This is a genomic window from Streptomyces sp. NPDC002602, assembly GCF_042889445.1.
GTDB lineage: Bacteria > Actinomycetota > Actinomycetes > Streptomycetales > Streptomycetaceae > Streptomyces.
Genome location: NZ_JBIAQX010000014.1, coordinates 132,942 through 151,316 on the forward strand (window position 1 = coordinate 132,942; position 18,375 = coordinate 151,316).

Here is an 18,375-nt window from a genome sequence, read left to right on the forward strand (position 1 = left end):
CGGATTCTGCTGTGCGCCGCCTGAACAGGGGCGCGGTGACGGGCATCCTGGCCCTGCTCCTGTTGGCGGCCGGGGTGCCGAAGGCAGTGGACTGGACGACGGGGCGCCCGCACTCGGACCCCGGGTGTCAGACGGTGGCGTTCATGTCGATGACCGGTGTCGCGCCGGAGTGCCGTTGACGCGGGGGATCCGGTCGCGGCCGGCGACCGGGCTCCGGCCCCGGCCGGCTACGGCGAGGACCCGGTGGCGGCCGTTGGTGTCGCGGGCCCGGTGGCGGCCGCCGGCGGCGAGGATCCGGTAGCGGCGGCTACCGGACCGGTCGGCGTCGGCGCCGGGATCACCGGCGGTCGAACACCTCGATCTTCCTGTCGTCCTCGGCGAGCGTGTCGATCGAACGCGGCATCAGCCCGGAGAAGTGGACCTCCTGAAGCTGCGCCACGGCCTCGGCGCGACCGGCGTGCAGGCCCGGCGTGAAGCGCACGGAGCCGCGTGCCTCCCAGCGGTGCCGCTCGCCGTCGCAGCGGGCGTCGCCGGCGGCGATGGTGAGACGGAGCCCCTCCTGGACGACGGTCGCCTTGACCTGAACCGCCCCTCTGGGTGACGAGCCCTCGCAGAGGTAGGTCCCGGAAAGGGTGACGGAGCCGTCCTCGGTGATGTGGGCGTAAGGCCGTACGGAAATCTCCTGGTTGAAAACAGTGGCGTTCGCCGGAGTGGTGAATGCCGAGGCGGCGGCCAGCGCGGAGAGCGCCGCGAGAACAATTCGGCGGCCGGACATGACCATTTTTTCCTCCAGTGGGAAGCGGATGGCGGGATGCTGCCGGAAGCATTCTGCTGGCAGTTGGCGGGCAACTCGCTCCGTACGCTCGTGTCGGTGTGTGCAATTGCCCGCTCGGGCGCGTGAAACTGACCGGAATACGTCCCGCCCCGAAGATCCCCGAAGGGATCCCGCATGCGTCAGCCCGCTTCCGTCCTCGCCGCAGCCGCCCTCCTGCCCCTCCTGCTGATGGGCGCCACCGCCTGCCAGAGCGTGCCCGAAGGGGCCGCCGTGGCCCCCGCCGCGGTACCCGCCGTCCCGGTGGACGACGGGGTGCCGGGAGCCGACGGCGACCCGGCCGCACCGGGCACGGCGGTGGTGCGGGCGACCGCGAAGGACGCCCGTGTGGGCGACTCCGTACGGGTGGCGGGCCGCCAGGTGGGGCAGCACCTCCAGGCCGTGCTCAACGCGTACGTGGACCCGGCCGTCAGCGTCGAGAAGAACTTCGCACCGGCCGCAGGGAAGCGCTGGGTGGCCGCCTCGATGTCGTTCGTCAACGTGGGGGGAGCCTCGTACGGGGCTCTCGGGAGCATGTGGGCGTACGACGGCGCGGGGCAGCGCCACCCGGTGGTGCCCACCGGCGAACTCACAACCGGCAAACCCCTCGTCTTCGATTCCCTGGAGGTCGGTGAGCGGGTCGAAGGATGGGTGGTGTTCGAAATCCCGGAAAGCGCGCGCGTCGTACGGCTCCAGTACCAGGACGCGAACATGCGGGCGAATTCCGGAGGGGGATTCTGGGCCGTATAGCCCGCTCGGGTGAAAGGCCGCGAGGGGGTGGGCGAGAGGCCACTAAGGTGCGGCGCATGACTTCCACCCAAGCCGAAATCGACCGGTCCCAGCTCGGCACCCTTTCCGTGCTCGCCTGGATCGGTGACCCCTCCGAGGGTCACGACATCCCGTACCTCCTCGCCTACACCCTGGGCGACGGCCCGGGCGGCAAGGAGGCCGGCGAGGCGGCCGCCCGAGGTCTCCTGGAGGAGATCGGCCTGCCGATCGGGGACGTGGTCATGGACGGGACCCTCAAGGCGGCCACCTTCCCGGTGAAGATCCTGCTGGCCGACCACCAGATCGCGCTGACCCTGCCCGGGCTCAACGCCACCTGCACCGCCCCGCCGGAGTGGGTCGCCGCCGCCCACGAGAGCGGGCAGGCCTACTTCCTGTTCGCCACCCGCGCCTGGCCCGAGGCCGTTCCCGGGCAGCCCGTCTCGGCGGAGGTGCTCCAGGCCTTCGCGGGCGACGAGGAAGTGCTGACCAGCAGTGCACACTGCGTGCTCACGGTGCAGAGCCTGCGCGCCTGACACGGCGCCGCCACCGCCCACGCTCCGGCCGCCGGGCTCCCAGCCCGCCCGGTGGCCGGTCCCGGTGACCGGTGCCGGTGGTCAGTGCCGGTGACCGGTCCCGGTGGTCAGTGCCGGTGGCCGGTGCCGTCACGGCTGCTCGAAGGCGAAACGGAGCGAACGTACCCGGTTGTCGAAGTTCGATCCCGCCAGATCCGGCAGGCCCACCGCGCGCAGCCCCACGGGCCGGGTCAGCAACTCCCGGAACAGTGACCTCATCTCCACCCGGGCCAGATGCGCGCCCAGGCAGAAGTGCGGACCGCCGCCCCCGAACCCCAGGTGCGGATTGGGCGAGCGGGTGATGTCGAAGGCGTCGGGGTCGGGGAAGACCGCCTCGTCGCGGTTGGCGGAGGCGTAGTACAGCACCACCTTGTCACCGGGCGTGAACAGGTGCCCGCCGAGGTCGTGTTCGGCCACCACCGTGCGACGGAACTGGATGATCGGCGTCGAGTGGCGGATCATCTCGTCCACCGCGCCGTCCGCGTACGCCTCGAAGTCCGACAGCAGCAGATCGCGTTGGTCCGGGAAATCGGTCAGCAGGGTCAGACCGTGCGTGATCGCGTTCCGGGTCGTCTCCACGCCGGCCACCATCAACAGCGAGAAGAACGCCCCGAGCTGCCGGGCACCCAGGGCCTGGCCGTCCACGTTCGCGCAGACCAGCGCCGAGATGAGGTCGTCGGTCGGATTCCTGCGCCGTTCCCGCCCGATGCCAGCGACCATCCGCTGCATCCGGGCCAGCGCGCGCAACCCGCGCCCCGGCATCCGCAGCCGGGCGGCGAGACCCCGCTCCACGCCGATGTGTTCGGAGGCGTGGTTGACCCGGTCCGCGATCTCGGCCCGGTAGACCTCCGGGATGCCCATCATGTTGCAGATGACCTCCAGCGGCAGCCGGGAAGCCACCGCCGAGACGAACTCGTCGGGCCGCTCGTCCAGCACGTCGTCCACGATCCTGGCCGCCACCGCGTGGATGTCCTCCTCCGCCGCGGCCAACAGCCTCGGGGTGAAGGCCCGCTGCACGACCTTGCGCAACCGCGCGTGGTCGGGGCCGTCCAGGTTGACCATCGAGTCCCCGAACAACGCCCTCACCCAACGGGGCGGCTCCGGGGTCGTGACCCCGGGCGCGCTCGCGAACACCTTGGGCAGTCGGCTCGCCTCCTGCACGTCCGCGTGCCGCACCAGGGCCCAGTGGCCCCGATCCCGGCCCTCGGGCACGTACACCGGGGAATCGAGCGCCCGCAGCCGGGCGAAGGCCGCCAGCCGGGCCTGCGGGGGCGACTGCCAGAAGGCCGGATCGGCCAGCTCGGCCCCGGGCCGGTCCTCGTACCGCTGTGCCGGGACTGTCATGCACGTACCTTCTTCCTTCTCGTCGGCAGCACGCCGAATCGCCCCCGACCGTCCTCACGCACCAGAACGCGCCCGCTCGGCCAAGGTCACGCCCACCGCCACCGTGCCCGCCGCCACCAGACCGATCCACAGCACCGCGTGCTCGCCGGTCCAGGCGCACACGAGAACGGCCAGGGCCGAGATCGGGAGCACCGACTGCTGGGCCATGCCCCGCTTGAAGTGACGGGAGTGCAGGAACCACACGAAGAGCAGGAACAGCGCGGCCGGGACGGCCACCGCGAGGTTCGCCGCCAGGTCGGAGACGTGCGCCTTGCCCACCGCCTGCTCGATCGCCACCTCGATGCCGGCGCCGATCGCCGCCGCCGACGCCAGGATCACGAAGTGCCCGTAACCCCACGGGATGGCATCGCGGTTGGTGCGCAGCCCCTCGTGCACCGGCAAAGCGAAGTAGATCCACCAGGCGGCGAAGACCAACAGCAGACCGCCCGCCGCGATCGGCAGCAACTCGCCCAGCGCCTCGTGCTCGTCGATCGCCGACTGCACGGCGACCGTGCTCGCGGCGATGGTCTCGCCGAGCACGATGATGGTGAACAGGCCGTACCGCTCGGCGATGTGGTGCGGATGCCACGGCGTCTGGTGACCGTGCTCCGCGATGACCGGCACCGCCAGCTCCGCCACCACCATGACGAGGAACAGCCACTGCCGGGCGCTCTCGGGAGCCAGGAGCAGCGCCGTCCACCCCGCCTGACAGATCAACAGCCCCACCGCGTACGTGATCGCGCAGCGGCGGGCCGGACCGCGCTCCCCGGCGGCCGCGCGCAGCCACTGGAAGGTCAGCGCGATGCGCATCACCAGATAGCCGATGACCGCGACGGTCCAGTCGTTGTCGTTGAAGGCGCGCGGGATCCCGGCCGAGTACACGAGCACCCCGGAGATCTGCACCAGGGTCGCGATCCGGTACGGGATGTCGTCGACGTCGTAGGCGGAGGCGAACCAGGTGAAGTTCATCCAGGCCCACCACACCCCGAAGAACACGAAGAGGTAGCCGGTGATGCCGCTGCCCACGTGCCCCTCCGCCAGGGCGTGGACGAGTTGGCGGCCCGCCTGCGCCACGCCGACCACGAAACACAGGTCGAAGAAGAGCTCCAGCGGAGTCGCGGCGCGGTGGCTCTCGTCCCGGCTCCGGGCGGTCATCGGTACGTACGTCATACAGCCCAGCACAGCAGCCGGGCGCGGGTCGGCAGTCGAGGCGCGCGGCCCGTGGCGCCCGCGTACCCCGGGCGGACTTGTCGGGGGCCATCGTGTGCCGGGGTTCGACGCCCCGGGGTTCGACGCCCGGGGTTCGACGCCCGGGCTTCGATGCGCCGGGCCGCGTGGAGCAGGGCCTCGACGCCCCCGGGTCTCCCCGGCCGAGCGGAGGCGGAGGCGGGGGCGGAGGTGGGGTCCGGGGCGGCCGTACCCTGGAGCCATGAGCACCGCCCCCGCCTCCGACCCGCAGGACGCGCACCACACGCCCGCGTCCGCGCCCGATCCCGCGGCCTCTGCGACCCCTGCGGCCAAGCCGAAGCCGAAGGCCAGGCTCGACTTCGACGACCCGCTGGACCGGCAGTCCTCGGACGACACCGACCGGGGCTGGGGCGAGCGAACCCCCGCCGGCGGCAGCGCGGCCGATCTGGCCCGCTTCCTCGACGAAAAGCCCCCGCACCACGTGTGAGCGGGCCGGCTCAGCGCGAGCCGTCGCGCCCCTGCCCGTAGCCCGGACCCTGTGCATAGCCCTGACCCTGTGCGTAGCCCGGGCCCTGCCCGTAGCCCTGAGCCTGGCCGTAACCCGGACCCTGACCCTGACCCGGCGTGTGGCCGTCGACCGCACCGGAGACGGACGCCGTGCGCTGTGCCACCAGGGTGTCCCGGATCTCCTTGAGGACCACCAGCTCGGTGATCTCCATCGTCTCCTGCACGCCCTCCCTGGCCTTGCGGCGCTGCTCGACCTTGGCGAGGTACTTCGCCATCGGCAGCACCATCAGGAAGTAGACGACGGCCGCGGTGATCAGGAAGGTCAGCGTGGCGTTCAGCACGGAACCCCACATGATGTTCACGCCGGTCGGCTCGCCCTTGGCGTTGACCCCACAGGTGTCCTTCAGACACGAGGAGTAGACGTCCAGGTTCTTCGTGCCGACGGCACCGACCAACGGGCTGATGATCCCCTTCACGATGGAGTTCACGATGTTCGTGAACGCCGCGCCGATGACCACGGCCACCGCGAGGTCGACCACGTTGCCGCGCATCAGGAAGGCCTTGAAGCCTGCCAGGACGCTCTCCTTCTTGTTCTCGCTCACCACTGAGCCTCTCTTCACATCCACAAAACACGGAGCCAACGGTTCCGAAAGCTACGGCAGTACGGGCCGGGCGTGTCCAATCGGTCCTCACCTCAGTGATGACTTGATCGGGCGCGTGCGCGATTCAGCACAGGGTCACCGCCAGGCGTGACACACTGCCCACCCCCACGAGGGCCCGCGCGGTTTCCCGGGGCACGGACAGGACCACCAACGCCCCGCCGTCCCCGACACCCTGCTCGGGCTCGGGCACTTCGGCAACTCGGGCCGCCACCGCCACCACCCGGGGCGGTCCCGCCCGCTCCGCCGCCACCACGTCCACCCGGTCTCCGGGGCGCAACAGCCGCACCGTCGCCGCGTCCGCGATGCGCACGGGGGCCGACACCATCCGCACCACCGCGGGCGGTGGCTTCGCCTCGGGCGGCGCACCACCCCGGGAGGCCCGCGCCTCCGTCCCGCCCACGGTCAGCAGGGCCGCCACGACGGCCAGACCGGCCGCGCCGGCCCGCCGCCGACGCCGCAGGGCACGCCGCAGCCGGTCCCCGCCCCGCCCGACGCGGAGCGGCGGAAAGAGGGGGACGGGACGCGCGGGGGGACACGCGGAGGAAAGGGGAAGCCGGGAAGCAGTCCTGGACATGATGAACACCACCGAGTCGCTCGTGCGCCGATGCCCGGGCCGACGCCCGGACACCCCTCACGATCCGCCGCCCCGCCCGTCCCCGCTCGGGCCTGTGGACGATCCCCAGGTTGTGGACAACTCCGCCACCCCCGCGGGGGACCGGCGCGCACGGTTCAGGCCGCGTTCGGGTTCCGGCAGGCCTCCGCGAACCCCTGGCTGGTCAGCCCGAAGGCGCTGTTGACGCGCAAGCGCCAGTTCTCCAACGCGACCATCGCGGTGAGTTCCACGAACGCGGCCTCGCCGAGACGGGCGATCAGCTCGGTGGCCAGCGCGTCGGTGACGGTCGGCTCGGTCTCCGTCATGGCCTCGGCGTACTCCATGACCAGCAGTTCCGGCTCGGTGAAGACGTCACGGGCATCGCGCCAGCGCGGCACGTTCCGGGCCTTCTCCGGCGACAGTCCCTTCTCGTGCCCCTCCCAGTAACCGAAGTCCACGCACCACGAGCAGTTGACGCGGGCCGCCGCCGCCATCACCGCGAGGTGCTTCAACTGCCCGTCGAGGGCCTGCCACCTCGCCACCTGCCGCTCCAGGCGGACGTACGCGAGGAGGACGCGCGCGTTGTGCCCGTACGCGAGGCCGGGCGCGAGCACCTTGCCGTAGGCGCGGCGCGCGTACCAGGCGCCGAGGCGGTTGATGAGGGTGCGGGGCGGGGTGAGCGAGATGCGCGGCATGGTCGCCTCCTGTGCGGGACGGCCCCGATGGCCGGTCCTCCACAGCTCTGACCGGACGGCCCCGCGGAACGTGACACCACGCCTCCCGAGAGCCCCCACCCGCGCCCACCGAAACGCCCCGCCCGCCATCGGAACGCCCCGGCCCATCGAGCGCCCGCCCGCCCGCCGAACCGTGGCGCACGAACGCCCACGGTCCGCGCCCGGAAGTCCCCGGCACGCGGACCGCCTCCGGGACCGCCCTGGCCGCCAGCCGCCGGCCCCGCCCCCGGCCACGTCGGTCACATCCGTCACGGTGGCCACGTCCGTCACGTCCGTCACGGTGGCCACGTAGGCCACGTCGGCTACGGCAGTTCGATGCCCAGGTCCCAGCCGTCGTGCGCGTGCGTGCACAGGCAGGCGCGGGACTCCGTCGGGGGCAGGGCCGCCACCGCGTCGAAGAGCACCTCGCGCAGGCGCCCGACGTTCTCGCCGAACACCTTCAGGACCTCGGTGTGGGACACCCCCTCGCCCGTCTCCGCGCCGGCGTCCAGGTCGGTCACCAGCGCCATCGAGGTGTAGCAGAGCCCCAGCTCACGGGCCAGGACCGCCTCCGGGTGGCCCGTCATGCCGACCACGGACCAGCCCGCCGCGGCGTGCCAGCGCGACTCGGCCCGCGTCGAGAACCGCGGCCCCTCGACGACGACCATGGTGCCGCCGTCCACGGGCTCCCAGTCCCGGCCGCGGGCCGCGGCCAGGGCCACGTCGCGACCGACCGGGCAGTAGGGGTCGGCGAAGGTGGTGTGCACGACGTTCGGGACGCTGCCGTCGGGCAGCGGCTCCCCGTCGAAGAAGGTCTGGGCGCGGGTCTTCGTACGGTCGACGAGCTGGTCGGGGACGAGCAGCGTGCCCGGACCGTACTCGGCCCGCAGGCCGCCCACCGCGCAGGGGCCGAGCACCTGGCGGACGCCGACCGAGCGCAGGGCCCACAGGTTGGCCCGGTAATTGATCTTGTGCGGGGGCACGGTGTGGCTGCGTCCGTGGCGCGGCAGGAAGGCCACCGACCGGCCGGCCAGCTCGCCCAGGTAAAGGGAGTCGCTGGGAGGCCCGTACGGGGTCTCGACCCGCACCTCCGTGACGTCCTCCAGGAAGGAGTAGAAGCCCGAGCCGCCGATGACACCGATCTCTGCATTCGCCATGCCGTCAGCCTAACCGGGCATGCGTGAGGCCCCGCTGCCCTGAGAGGGCTGCGGGGCCTTACGGAAGACTGACGGGATCAGGCAGCCGAGGTGGAGCTGCCGGTTCCGGACGTCGAGGACGACGAGGCGGCCGGGGCGGCGGCCGTCGAGGTCGTGGACGACGTGGACGCCGGCTTCGAGGCAGGGGTGCTGCTCGACGACGCGCCGCGGCTGTCGTTCCGGTAGAAGCCGGAGCCCTTGAAGACGATGCCGACCGCGGAGAACACCTTCTTCAGGCGTCCGTCGCAGTTCGGGCACACGGTCAGTGCGTCATCGGTGAACTTCTGCACGGCCTCAAGGCCCTCACCGCACTCGGTGCACTGGTACTGGTAGGTCGGCACGAATTTCCTCCTGGCACTCTGACTCAATGAGTGCTAACGACGCTCCATGGTGACGTATTCCGGCCGATCAGTCCACCGTCCTCGGCGCGCGGTGACCCAGGCCACGCTCAGACGGTGGTCAGATCACGCTGCCGGCCCCGCCGGGCGGCGGTGCCCGTGACGGTCTCCTCGTCGGTCGCGGAAGCGGTCTCCGGGGCGGTCCCGGCGGTCTCGGAGGCGTTGTCCGGGGCGTCGCCCGAGTCGGCGTCCGAGTCGGCGTCCGCGGCGCTCTCGTGGGTGGACGAGGCGTTCACGATCCGGCTCGGCGCCTGCGGCGCGAGCTTGGACCGCAGGGCCAGCAGGGTGACCAGCGCCAGGGCGGTGGCCGCCAGCGGCACGAGGAAGCCGTACGAGGAGCCGTGCGCGTCGGTCAGTCGACCGGCGACGATCACCGCGATGGCCTGTCCGAAGGCGACCGCGCCGGTGAGCCAGGTGAAGGCCTCGGTGCGGGCGTTCGCCGGGATCAGCGACTCGACCATGGTGTAACCGGTGATCAGGGCCGGGGCGATGCACAGTCCGACGAACAGGCCGAGCGCGGCCAGCAGGACCGTCGACTCGGCGGTCCACAGCAGGGACGCGAAGGCGGTCAGGCCGATGTAGCCGAACAGCAGCCGGCGGCGCGGGCCGATCTTCCAGGCGATGGCACCGCAGGCGATGCCGGCGATCATGTTGCCGGCGGCGAAGATGCCGTACAGCAGGCCGTTGGCGCCCGGGTTGCCGATCTCGTTGGAGAAGGCGGCCAGGGAGACCTGCATGCCGCCGAAGACGGCGCCGATCCCGAGGAAGGCGACGATCAGGACGCGCAGACCGGGGGAGGTCAGGGCCGAGACGCGCTTGGCCTCACCGGTGACCTGGACGTGAGCCGGGGGCTGGGTCCGACGCTGCGCGGCGAACAGCAGCCCGCCGAGGAGGCTCAGGGCGGCCTCGGTGATCAGCCCGGCGGCGGGGTGGATGCCGGTGCACAGCGCGGTCGCGAGGACCGGGCCGACGACGAAGGTGAACTCGTCGGTGACGGACTCGAACGCGGCGGCCGTCGGCAGCAGCGGCGAGCCCTCCAGCTTCGCGGCCCAGCGGGCCCGGACCATCGGGCCGACCTGCGGCACCGAGGCGCCGGCGGGGATCGCGGCGGCGGCGAGCGCCCAGAGCGGCGCGCCGGCCAGGGCCAGCGCGGCGAGGCCGGTGACGGCGGCGGAGTGGATCAGTACGACCGGCAGCAGGACGGCGCTCTGGCCGTGGCGGTCGGTGAGGTTGCCCATCACGGGGGCGCACAGCGCCATGGAGATGCCGGTGACGGCGGCGACGATGCCGGCGTTGGCGTAGGAGCCGGTGGTGTGCTGGACGAGCAGCAGGATGCTGATGGTCAGCATGCCGAACGGCAGTCGGGCGGCGAAGCCCGGAAGAAGGAAGCCGAGGGCGCCGGGAGTGCGCAGGAGCTGTCCGTAGCCGGGGCGGGCGGACGTGTCGGTCGTGACCGCGGATGTCACGGCCTGGCCTTTCCGCTGCCTGGTAGAACTCCCCGACTGCGGACGATGCATCACCTTGTGAGCGATCGCACCCGTACATGTGGGAGCCCCGAGAGCTGTCCTCTTGCGCAGAACCGAGTGATACCTGGGCGCCCACTGCGGGAGGGTGCCACGGCCGCTTTGCGGTCGCGCCAGCTCTGCGTCAGGCAGAGTTGGTTCGATGTGGTGTGCCTTCATCGTACAGGGACATCCCCTATCACGCCCTGTGATTACGACGACAGGTGGTGCCTTCACCTGGGATTAACTGGAAGTTCGCATTCCAGAACCCTTGAATATGGGGATATGGCGGGGCATAGTCCCCCGAAAATGGCCGAATTAGAACGTCGCTCTAACGCGGGCCGCACGCGAATCGTTCACTTCGGAGCCGCTCGAACGAACCCTCGCGCGCTCTCGTGTCGACCTCACGCGTGCCCCTCACCCGTTCCGAGCCAGCCCGCGAGCTTCCCGCCCCGCGCCACCGCGCGCAGCCGCGCCTCCGCCGCGTCCCGCACCGGATCGGTCGCCACGACCAGCAGCTCGTCCCCGCGCCGCAGCACGGTGGACGGTGCCGGAACGAAGCTCTTCGCGTCCCGGACCACCAGCGTCACCGAGGCCCCCGCCGGCAGGCGCAGTTCGCTGACCTCCACGCCGTGCATCCGCGAGGCGGCCGGGATGGAGAAGGACAACAGGTGTCCGCGCAGCTTCTCCAGCGGCGCCGACTCGATGCCCAGGTCGGCGGGGCTCTCGTCGGTGTCCCCGAGCTTCAGCTTGCGCGCGAGCCAGGGCAGGGTGGGCCCCTGGACCAGTGTGTAGACGACGACGAGCACGAAGACGATGTTGAAGACCCGGTCGCTGCCCTCGATTCCGGAGACCATCGGGATGGTCGCCAGGATGATGGGCACGGCGCCGCGCAGGCCCGCCCAGGACATCAGGGCCTGTTCCTGCCAGGGGAGGCGGAACGGCAGGAGGGAGACGAACACCTCCAGGGGGCGCGCGACCATCGTCAGCACCAGCCCGATGATCACCGCCGGCCAGAAGTCGTGGATCAGTTCGTGCGGGGTGACCAGCAGGCCGAGCAGCACGAACATGCCGATCTGCGCGATCCAGCCGAGTCCGTCGGCGAACCCGCGGGTGGCCGGCCAGTGCGGCAGCTTCGCGTTCCCGAGCACCATGGCGGCGAGGTACACCGCGAGGAAGCCGGAGCCGTGCGCCATGGCGCCGGCCGCGTACGCGGTGATGGCGATGGCCATCACCGCGATCGGGTAGAGGCCCGAGGCGGGGAGCGCCACGTGCCGCAATCCGTACGAGCCGAGGAAGCCGACGGCCAGTCCGATCGCGGCGCCGATCGCCAGCTCCAGGGCGATCTTCCCGATCAGCAGGTACCAGGGGTCCACGGGGCCGACGGTCGCGAAGGCGACGACCAGGATGACCACGGGGGCGTCGTTGAAGCCGGACTCCGCCTCCAGCACACCCGTGATCCGGGAGGGGAGCGGAACCTTGCGCAGTACGGAGAAGACGGCCGCGGCGTCCGTCGAGGAGACGACGGCGCCGATGAGGAGGGCCTGCCGCCATTCGAGCCCGACGAGGTAGTGCGCCCCCGCCGCGGTGACGCCGACGCTGATCGCGACGCCCACCAATGACAGTGAGATCGCTGCCGGCAGGGCCGGTTTGATCTCTTTCCACTTGGTGCCCAGACCACCCTCGGCGAGGATCACGACGAGCGCGGCATAGCCGATGACCTGGGTCAGTTCGGCGTTGTCGAAGACGACGTTGCCGATCCCGTCCTGGCCTATCGCGATGCCTATGCCGAGGTAGATGAGCAGGCTGGGGAGGCCGCTGCGTGAGGAGATGCGTACCGCCGCGACGGCGACGAGCAGCACGAGCGAGCAGACCAGCAGGAGCTCATTGAGCGTGTGGACAGTCAGCGGGCGGCCCTTTCCTCAGAGCGCCCGCGGATCGACGGATCGTTGCTCCCGGGGCGCGTCCGGCAAGTACTTCGTTACCTTACCTAATCTTTGACGATTCCTTGACGCGATAGTCACATTGTGAAACGCCATAACGGCCCTGTCCTCAGCAGCTCGACCCCTGGCGGATCATCGGACCCGGTCCTGCGCCTATGGTTGCTCCCAGCACTCCCAGGACCACCCTGCCCCTCTAAGGACAGCGATGCCCGCCAACGAAACCGGCCCTTCCGTCAAGAAGAAGGGACGACGCGCACGTCTGATCGTGCTCGTCATGGTCCTGGCGCTCTTGGCGGGCCTCGGCTACGGGGCTTACTGGAGCGTCGACAGCGTGCGCGCCTCCTTCCCCCAGACCACCGGCTCCCTGAAGGTCCCCGGCCTGACCGGGACCGTCGACGTGAAGCGTGACGAGCACGGGATCCCGCAGCTCTACGCCGACAGTCACGAGGACCTCTTCCGTGCCCAGGGATTCGTCCACGCGCAGGACCGCTTCTGGGAGATGGACGTCCGCCGTCACATGACGTCCGGGCGGCTCTCCGAGATGTTCGGCTCCGGCCAGGTCGAGACCGACGCCTTCCTGCGCACCCTCGGCTGGCGCCAGGTCGCGCAGGCCGAGTACGACACCAAGCTCTCACCGGAGACGAAGAAGTACCTCCAGGCCTACGCCGACGGTGTCAACGCGTACCTGAAGGGGAAGTCCGGCAAGAGCCTGTCCGTCGAGCACGCCGCCCTCAAGCTCAGCGACGACTACGCGCCCGAGCAGTGGACCCCGGTCGACTCGGTGGCCTGGCTCAAGGCGATGGCCTGGGACCTGCGCGGCAACATGCAGGACGAGATCGACCGCTCGCTGATGTCGGGCAAGCTCTCGCCGCAGCAGATCAACGAGCTCTACCCGGCGTACCCCTTCGACCGGAACAAGCCGATCGTCGAGGGCGGCGCCGTCGCGGGCGGCAAGTACGCCCCGCAGGGCCAGGCGGGCTCGGGCAACGGCAACGGCAGCGGCTCCGGCAACGGCAACGGGTCCGGCAACGGGTCCGGTGGCGGCAATGGCTCCGGTACGGGATCCGGCTCCGGCTCCGGCTCCGGCAGCGGCGCGGGCACCGGCAGCGGCGCGGGCACCGGCTCGCAGGCCTCCCTGAACTCGGGCAGCACCACCGGCCTCGCCGACGACGCCACCGCCCAGGGCGCGAGCGTCGGCCTGCGCACCGGGCTGACCTCCCTCGCCAAGACCCTCGACCAGATCCCGGCCATCCTCGGCCCCAACGGCAGCGGCATCGGATCCAACTCCTGGGTCATCGCCGGCAAGTACACGACCACCGGCAAGCCGCTGCTGGCGAACGACCCGCACCTGTCCCCGCAGCTGCCCTCGGTCTGGTACCAGATGGGCCTGCACTGCCGCGCGACCTCGCCGCGGTGCCAGTACGACGTCGCCGGATACACCTTCTCGGGCATGCCGGGCGTGGTCATCGGCCACAACGCCGACATCGCCTGGGGCATGACCAACCTCGGGGCCGACGTCACCGACCTCTACCTGGAGCAGGTCAAGCCCGAGGGCTACCTCTACGGCGACAAGATCGTCCCCTTCGTCACCCGCGAGGAGACGATCAAGATCGCCGGCGGCGGCGAGAAGAAGATCACCGTCCGTACCACGAACAACGGGCCGCTCGTCTCCGACCGCAGCGACGACCTCGCCGGCGTCGGCACCCGCGCCCCGGTGGCGAGCTCCGCCCCCGACCGCGGCAACGGCTACGCCGTCGCCCTGCGCTGGACGGCGCTGGACCCGGGCAAGTCGATGGACGCGGTCTTCAAGATCAACCGGGCCAAGGACTTCAACAGCTTCCGCGCCGCGGCGCGCGACTTCGAGGTCCCCTCGCAGAACCTGATCTACGCCGACAACAAGGGCCCCAACGGCAACATCGGCTACCAGGCACCCGGCCGCGTCCCGATCCGCACCACGGGCGACGGCCGCATGCCGGCTCCCGGCTGGGACCCGAAGTACGCCTGGAAGGGCGGCAAGGACGGCAACGCGGGCTACATCCCGCAGGACGAGATGCCGTGGGACCTGAACCCGGCCCGCGGCTACATCGTCACCGCCAACCAGGCGGTCGTCGAGAGCGGCACCGGCGCGGGGAAGTACCCGCACCTGCTCACCACCGACTGGGGGTACGGCGCCCGCAGCCAGCGGATCAACGACCTCATCGAGGCGAAGACCAAGGACAACGGCAAGATCTCCACCGATGACATGCGGACCATGCAGATGGACAACAGCAGCGAGATCGCCGCGCTGCTGACCCCGATGCTGGCCAAGATCCAGATCTCCGACCCGGACGTGCGCTCCGCGCAGAAGCTGCTGGACGGCTGGAACTACACCCAGGAGCCCGACTCCGCGGCGGCCGCGTACTTCAACGCGGTCTGGCGCAACATCCTCAAGCTGTCCTTCGGCGACAAGATGCCGAAGGAGCTGCGGATCGAGGGCAGCTGCATGAACGTCCGGGCGGAGAGCACCGGCCCCGTCGACGACCTCGCCGAGACGGTCCGCGAGTGCGGTACGCGCGGCCCCGACTCGGCGCAGCCCGACGGCGGCGACCGCTGGTTCGAGGTGGTCCGACGCCTGGCCAAGGACGAGAAGTCGGCCTGGTGGCAGGCGCCCGCGGCGCGCAACAAGCCGGCCACCAAGACCCGCGACGAGCTGTTCGCGCGGGCCATGAAGGACGCCCGCTGGGAGCTGACCGCCAAGCTCGGCAAGGACCAGTCCACCTGGAGCTGGGGCCGCATGCACCAGTTGACGCTGAAGAACCAGACCATCGGCACCGAGGGCCCGGGCTACCTGCAGTGGCTGCTGAACCGGGGCCCCTGGAACCTGGGCGGCGGCGAGGCCACCGTCAACGCCACCGGTTGGAACGCCTCCAGCGGCTACGGGGTGACCTGGGTGCCGTCGATGCGGATGGTCGTGAACCTCAACGACCTGGACAAGTCCCGCTGGATCAACCTGACCGGCGCCTCGGGGCACGCGTACCACTCCAACTACACCGACCAGACGGCGATGTGGGCCAAGGGCGAGCTGCTGGAGTGGCCCTTCGGCAAGGCGGCCGTCGACAAGGCCACGGTCGACACGCTCACGCTGAAGCCGTAGGCGGCACGGCTCGGAAACGGATCACCCCCGACGGGGTGGCCACCGCCTGAACGGGGTGGTCGTGCGGTTCCTCCGGGACCCGCGCGACCACCTCTTCGTCGTGGAGGAGCACGACGAGCGCGGGACGCGCCCCGGCCCGCTCCAACCGCTCCAGGACCCGGTCGTACGAGCCTCCTCCGCGCCCGAGCCGCATGCCGCGCCGGTCCACGGCCAGCCCCGGCAGCAGGACGGCGTCGGCCCCGGTGACCGCGTCGGGGCCGAGCGGCGGCCCGGCCGGCTCCAGCAGTCGGATCTTTCCCGGGTGCGCGGCCTCGGCAAGGCTGTCGGGGCCCTCGTACACGGCCCAGTCGAGGTCGTTGTCGGGGAGCAGCAGGGGCAGCAGGACCCGCTTGCCGGCGGCCCGGAGCGCGTCGAGCAGTTCCCTCGTGCCGGGTTCGCCGCCGACGGAGACGTACGCGGCGACCGTTTGGGCGTCGGCGAGTTCGGGCAGTTCGAGGGCGGTGCGGGAGAGCGCGAGGGCCGCCGCGCGACGGGCCTCGGGGGACAGGGAACGGCGGGCGGCGAGGAGTTCCCGACGCAGCGTGGCCTTCTCGGCCACCGGGGTCGCCGGGTTTCGGTGGGGCTGTGACGGCTTCTCTACCACGGCTGACTCAACTATCCTTTCAAACCATCCGATAAGCGGTCTTATTTGTCGGAATCTGTCCTGGTGGTTCTGTAGGACCCACTATCGTTCTGCCCATGACTCAGTCGCACCCCGTCATCAAGAAGGCCGTCATCCCGGCCGCGGGCCTCGGCACTCGGTTCCTTCCGGCGACCAAGGCGACCCCCAAGGAAATGCTTCCGGTCGTCGACAAGCCGGCGATCCAGTACGTCGTCGAGGAGGCCGTCTCCGCCGGCCTGGACGACGTACTCATGATCACGGGACGCAACAAGCGCGCCCTCGAAGACCATTTCGACCGGAACTACGAGCTGGAATCGGCCCTCATCGCCAAGGGTGACGACGACCGTCTCAAGAAGGTCCAGGAGTCCAGCGACCTCGCGACCATGCACTACGTGCGCCAGGGCGACCCGCGCGGACTCGGGCACGCCGTGCTCTGCGCCGAGCCGCACGTGGGCCGCGAGCCCTTCGCCGTCCTGCTCGGCGACGACCTCATCGACCCCCGCGACCCGCTGCTGCGCCGCATGGTCGACATCCACGCCGAGACCGGCGGCACCGTCGTCGCCCTCATGGAGGTCGACCCCGCCAGCGTCCACCTCTACGGCTGCGCCGCCGTCGCGCCCACCGACGACCCCGACGTCGTACGGGTGACCGGACTCGTGGAGAAGCCGGACGCGGCGGACGCACCCAGCAATTACGCGGTCATCGGACGCTATGTCCTCAACCCGGCGATCTTCGGCATACTGCGGGAGACCGAGCCGGGCCGCGGCGGGGAGATCCAGCTCACCGACGCCCTGCAGAAGCTGGCCGCCGACGAGAGCGTGGGCGGCCCGGTGCACGGCGTGGTCTTCCGCGGCCGCCGCTACGACACCGGGGACCGAGGGGACTACCTGCGGGCCATCGTCCGTCTCGCGTGCGAGCGTGAGGACCTGGGCCCGGAGTTCCGCACCTGGCTTCACCGTTACGTCACGGAGGAGATGTAGCACCTTGACCAGTTCCGCACCGCAGGGCACCGATCACGACCGTCTGTGGTCGGTGGACGAGCACCTCGCGGACATCCTCGCCGCCGTCCGGCCGCTGGAGCCCATCGAACTCCAACTGCTCGACGCCCAGGGCTGTGTCCTGGTCGAGGACGTCACCGTGCCCGTCGCCCTCCCGCCCTTCGACAACAGCTCGATGGACGGGTACGCCGTCCGCACGGCCGACGTCCAGGGCGCGAGCGAGGAGTTCCCCGCGGTGCTGACGGTCATCGGGGACGTCGCCGCGGGCAGCGGTGAGCTGCCCACCGTCGGCCCCGGACAGGCCGCCCGCATCATGACCGGCGCCCCGCTGCCGCCCGGCGCGGAAGCCGTCGTACCGGTCGAGTGGACCGACGGCGGGACCGGTGGCGGCGCCGCCGTCGGCATGACCCCGGCCAGCTCCGCGCCCGAGGGCGCGGGCGGCGAGGTACGGGTCCACCGCGCCGCCGAGGCCCGGGCGCACGTCCGCTCGCGCGGCAGCGACGTACAGGCCGGGGACCTCGCCCTGGCCGCCGGCACGGTGCTCGGCCCGCCGCAGATCGCCCTGCTCGCCGCCATCGGACGGGGCACGGTGCGGGTGCGGCCGCGGCCCCGCGTGGTCGTCCTGTCCACCGGCAGCGAGCTGGTCCAGCCGGGCGAACCGCTGACCGCGGGCGCCATCTACGACTCCAACAGCTTCGCGCTGGCCGCCGCCGCGCGGGACGCCGGGGCCATCGCCTACCGGGTCGGCGCGGTCGCCGACGACGCGGACACCCTGCGCTCCACCATCGAGGACCAGCTGGTCCGGGCCGACCTGCTGGTCACCACCGGCGGCGTCAGCGTCGGCGCGTACGACGTGGTCAAGGAGGCCCTGACCGCCGTGGCCGCGGGCGAGGACGACGTGGACGGCGGCGGCATCGACTTCCGCAGGCTCGCCATGCAGCCGGGCAAGCCCCAGGGCTTCGGCACCATCGGCCCCGACCACACCCCGCTGCTGGCGCTGCCCGGCAACCCGGTCTCCTCCTACGTCTCCTTCGAGCTGTTCGTGCGCCCCGCCATCCGCACCCTGATGGGCCTGCCCGAGTCCGCCGTCAGCCGTCCGGTGGTACGGGCCGAGCTCAAGGCCGACAAGGCCATCGGCTCCCCGGCCGGCCGCCGGCAGTTCCTGCGCGGCGCGTACGACCCGCGGAGCGCGACGGTCAGCCCGGTCGGCGGATCGGGGTCGCACCTGATCGCCGCGCTGGCGCACGCCGACTCGCTGATCGTCGTACCGGAGGACGTCACCTCGGTAGAGCCGGGGGCCGAACTGGAAGTGGTCCTGCTCGGCTGAGGTGCCGCGGGTGCGGGTAGC

Annotated in this window: 18 protein-coding genes; 7 read left to right on the forward strand and 11 right to left on the reverse strand. The window is 71.3% G+C overall.

Translation table 11 applies throughout. The features are described 5' to 3' along the window. Window positions 1-11 precede the first annotated feature (11 nt). Entirely contained in the window at window positions 12-179 is a 168-nt protein-coding gene (locus ACFYW3_RS29370) for a hypothetical protein (RefSeq protein ID WP_351749977.1), read from the forward strand. A 158-nt stretch (window positions 180-337) separates the two neighbouring features. Here the strand turns inward: ACFYW3_RS29370 and ACFYW3_RS29375 are convergent, their stop codons facing one another. Next, entirely contained in the window at window positions 338-775 is a 438-nt protein-coding gene (locus ACFYW3_RS29375) for a DUF6299 family protein (protein ID WP_351749976.1), read from the reverse strand. A gap of 174 nt (window positions 776-949) precedes the next feature. On the opposite strand from ACFYW3_RS29375, the gene ACFYW3_RS29380 reads away from it, so the two are divergent. Both ACFYW3_RS29380 and ACFYW3_RS29385 read left to right on the forward strand, forming a co-directional pair. Continuing rightward, window positions 950-1,561 (forward strand): DUF4352 domain-containing protein, encoded by a 612-nt coding sequence (locus ACFYW3_RS29380; RefSeq protein WP_389387867.1) that lies wholly within the window; start codon window positions 950-952, stop codon window positions 1,559-1,561. 56 nt (window positions 1,562-1,617) lie between these two features. Next, window positions 1,618-2,112, forward strand: coding sequence for a DUF5949 family protein (locus ACFYW3_RS29385; RefSeq protein ID WP_351749974.1), 495 nt, complete (start codon window positions 1,618-1,620; stop codon window positions 2,110-2,112). 129 nt (window positions 2,113-2,241) lie between these two features. Here the strand turns inward: ACFYW3_RS29385 and ACFYW3_RS29390 are convergent, their stop codons facing one another. Together ACFYW3_RS29390 and ACFYW3_RS29395 are read right to left on the reverse strand one after the other, a co-directional pair. Beyond that, window positions 2,242-3,495, reverse strand: a complete 1,254-nt coding sequence (locus tag ACFYW3_RS29390; protein ID WP_389387868.1) for a cytochrome P450 — start codon at window positions 3,493-3,495, stop codon at window positions 2,242-2,244. Window positions 3,496-3,549: 54 nt separating this feature from the next. Further along, on the reverse strand, window positions 3,550-4,704 hold the full coding sequence (locus tag ACFYW3_RS29395; protein WP_389387869.1) for a low temperature requirement protein A: 1,155 nt from the start codon (window positions 4,702-4,704) through the stop codon (window positions 3,550-3,552). Window positions 4,705-4,963: 259 nt separating this feature from the next. Here ACFYW3_RS29395 and ACFYW3_RS29400 point away from each other — a divergent pair, with 259 nt between their 5' ends. Further along, the gene (locus ACFYW3_RS29400; RefSeq protein WP_351749971.1) at window positions 4,964-5,209 is read left to right on the forward strand and encodes a hypothetical protein; all 246 of its coding nucleotides are present in this window, start codon (window positions 4,964-4,966) and stop codon (window positions 5,207-5,209) included. A gap of 10 nt (window positions 5,210-5,219) precedes the next feature. Here the strand turns inward: ACFYW3_RS29400 and mscL are convergent, their stop codons facing one another. From mscL to ACFYW3_RS29435, 7 genes are all read right to left on the reverse strand, one after another. Beyond that, a complete protein-coding gene (gene mscL / locus ACFYW3_RS29405) occupies window positions 5,220-5,831 on the reverse strand; it encodes a large conductance mechanosensitive channel protein MscL (RefSeq protein WP_389387870.1) in 612 nt (203 codons plus the stop codon). Between the two features lie 124 nt (window positions 5,832-5,955). Then, a complete protein-coding gene (locus ACFYW3_RS29410; RefSeq protein ID WP_389387871.1) occupies window positions 5,956-6,465 on the reverse strand; it encodes a hypothetical protein in 510 nt (169 codons plus the stop codon). 155 nt (window positions 6,466-6,620) lie between these two features. Continuing rightward, on the reverse strand, window positions 6,621-7,178 hold the full coding sequence (locus ACFYW3_RS29415; protein ID WP_389387872.1) for a carboxymuconolactone decarboxylase family protein: 558 nt from the start codon (window positions 7,176-7,178) through the stop codon (window positions 6,621-6,623). Between the two features lie 341 nt (window positions 7,179-7,519). After that, window positions 7,520-8,353 carry an S-methyl-5'-thioadenosine phosphorylase gene (locus tag ACFYW3_RS29420; protein WP_351376763.1) on the reverse strand — a complete coding sequence of 278 codons (834 nt, stop codon included), beginning with the start codon at window positions 8,351-8,353 and terminating at the stop codon, window positions 7,520-7,522. Window positions 8,354-8,430: 77 nt separating this feature from the next. After that, window positions 8,431-8,733, reverse strand: a complete 303-nt coding sequence (locus tag ACFYW3_RS29425; protein ID WP_267800003.1) for an FmdB family zinc ribbon protein — start codon at window positions 8,731-8,733, stop codon at window positions 8,431-8,433. A gap of 107 nt (window positions 8,734-8,840) precedes the next feature. Further along, window positions 8,841-10,256, reverse strand: coding sequence for an MFS transporter (locus ACFYW3_RS29430; protein WP_351749967.1), 1,416 nt, complete (start codon window positions 10,254-10,256; stop codon window positions 8,841-8,843). Between the two features lie 440 nt (window positions 10,257-10,696). Continuing rightward, on the reverse strand, window positions 10,697-12,199 hold the full coding sequence (locus ACFYW3_RS29435; RefSeq protein WP_351377127.1) for a potassium/proton antiporter: 1,503 nt from the start codon (window positions 12,197-12,199) through the stop codon (window positions 10,697-10,699). Window positions 12,200-12,440: 241 nt separating this feature from the next. Between ACFYW3_RS29435 and ACFYW3_RS29440 the strand changes: the two genes are divergently transcribed. Continuing rightward, complete coding sequence (locus ACFYW3_RS29440) at window positions 12,441-15,368, forward strand: penicillin acylase family protein (protein ID WP_389387873.1); 2,928 nt, start codon at window positions 12,441-12,443, stop codon at window positions 15,366-15,368. Here ACFYW3_RS29440 and ACFYW3_RS29445 read toward each other — a convergent pair. Then, entirely contained in the window at window positions 15,352-16,011 is a 660-nt protein-coding gene (locus ACFYW3_RS29445; protein WP_389387874.1) for a 5-formyltetrahydrofolate cyclo-ligase, read from the reverse strand. The two genes, ACFYW3_RS29440 and ACFYW3_RS29445, sit on opposite strands and share 17 nt — an antisense overlap. Before the next feature lie 95 nt (window positions 16,012-16,106). Here ACFYW3_RS29445 and galU point away from each other — a divergent pair, with 95 nt between their 5' ends. Together galU and glp are read left to right on the forward strand one after the other, a co-directional pair. Beyond that, complete coding sequence (galU, locus tag ACFYW3_RS29450) at window positions 16,107-17,009, forward strand: UTP--glucose-1-phosphate uridylyltransferase GalU (protein ID WP_053679757.1); 903 nt, start codon at window positions 16,107-16,109, stop codon at window positions 17,007-17,009. Window positions 17,010-17,013: 4 nt separating this feature from the next. Then, a complete protein-coding gene (gene glp, locus ACFYW3_RS29455; RefSeq protein ID WP_351376756.1) occupies window positions 17,014-18,354 on the forward strand; it encodes a gephyrin-like molybdotransferase Glp in 1,341 nt (446 codons plus the stop codon). Window positions 18,355-18,375: the final 21 nt, after the last annotated feature.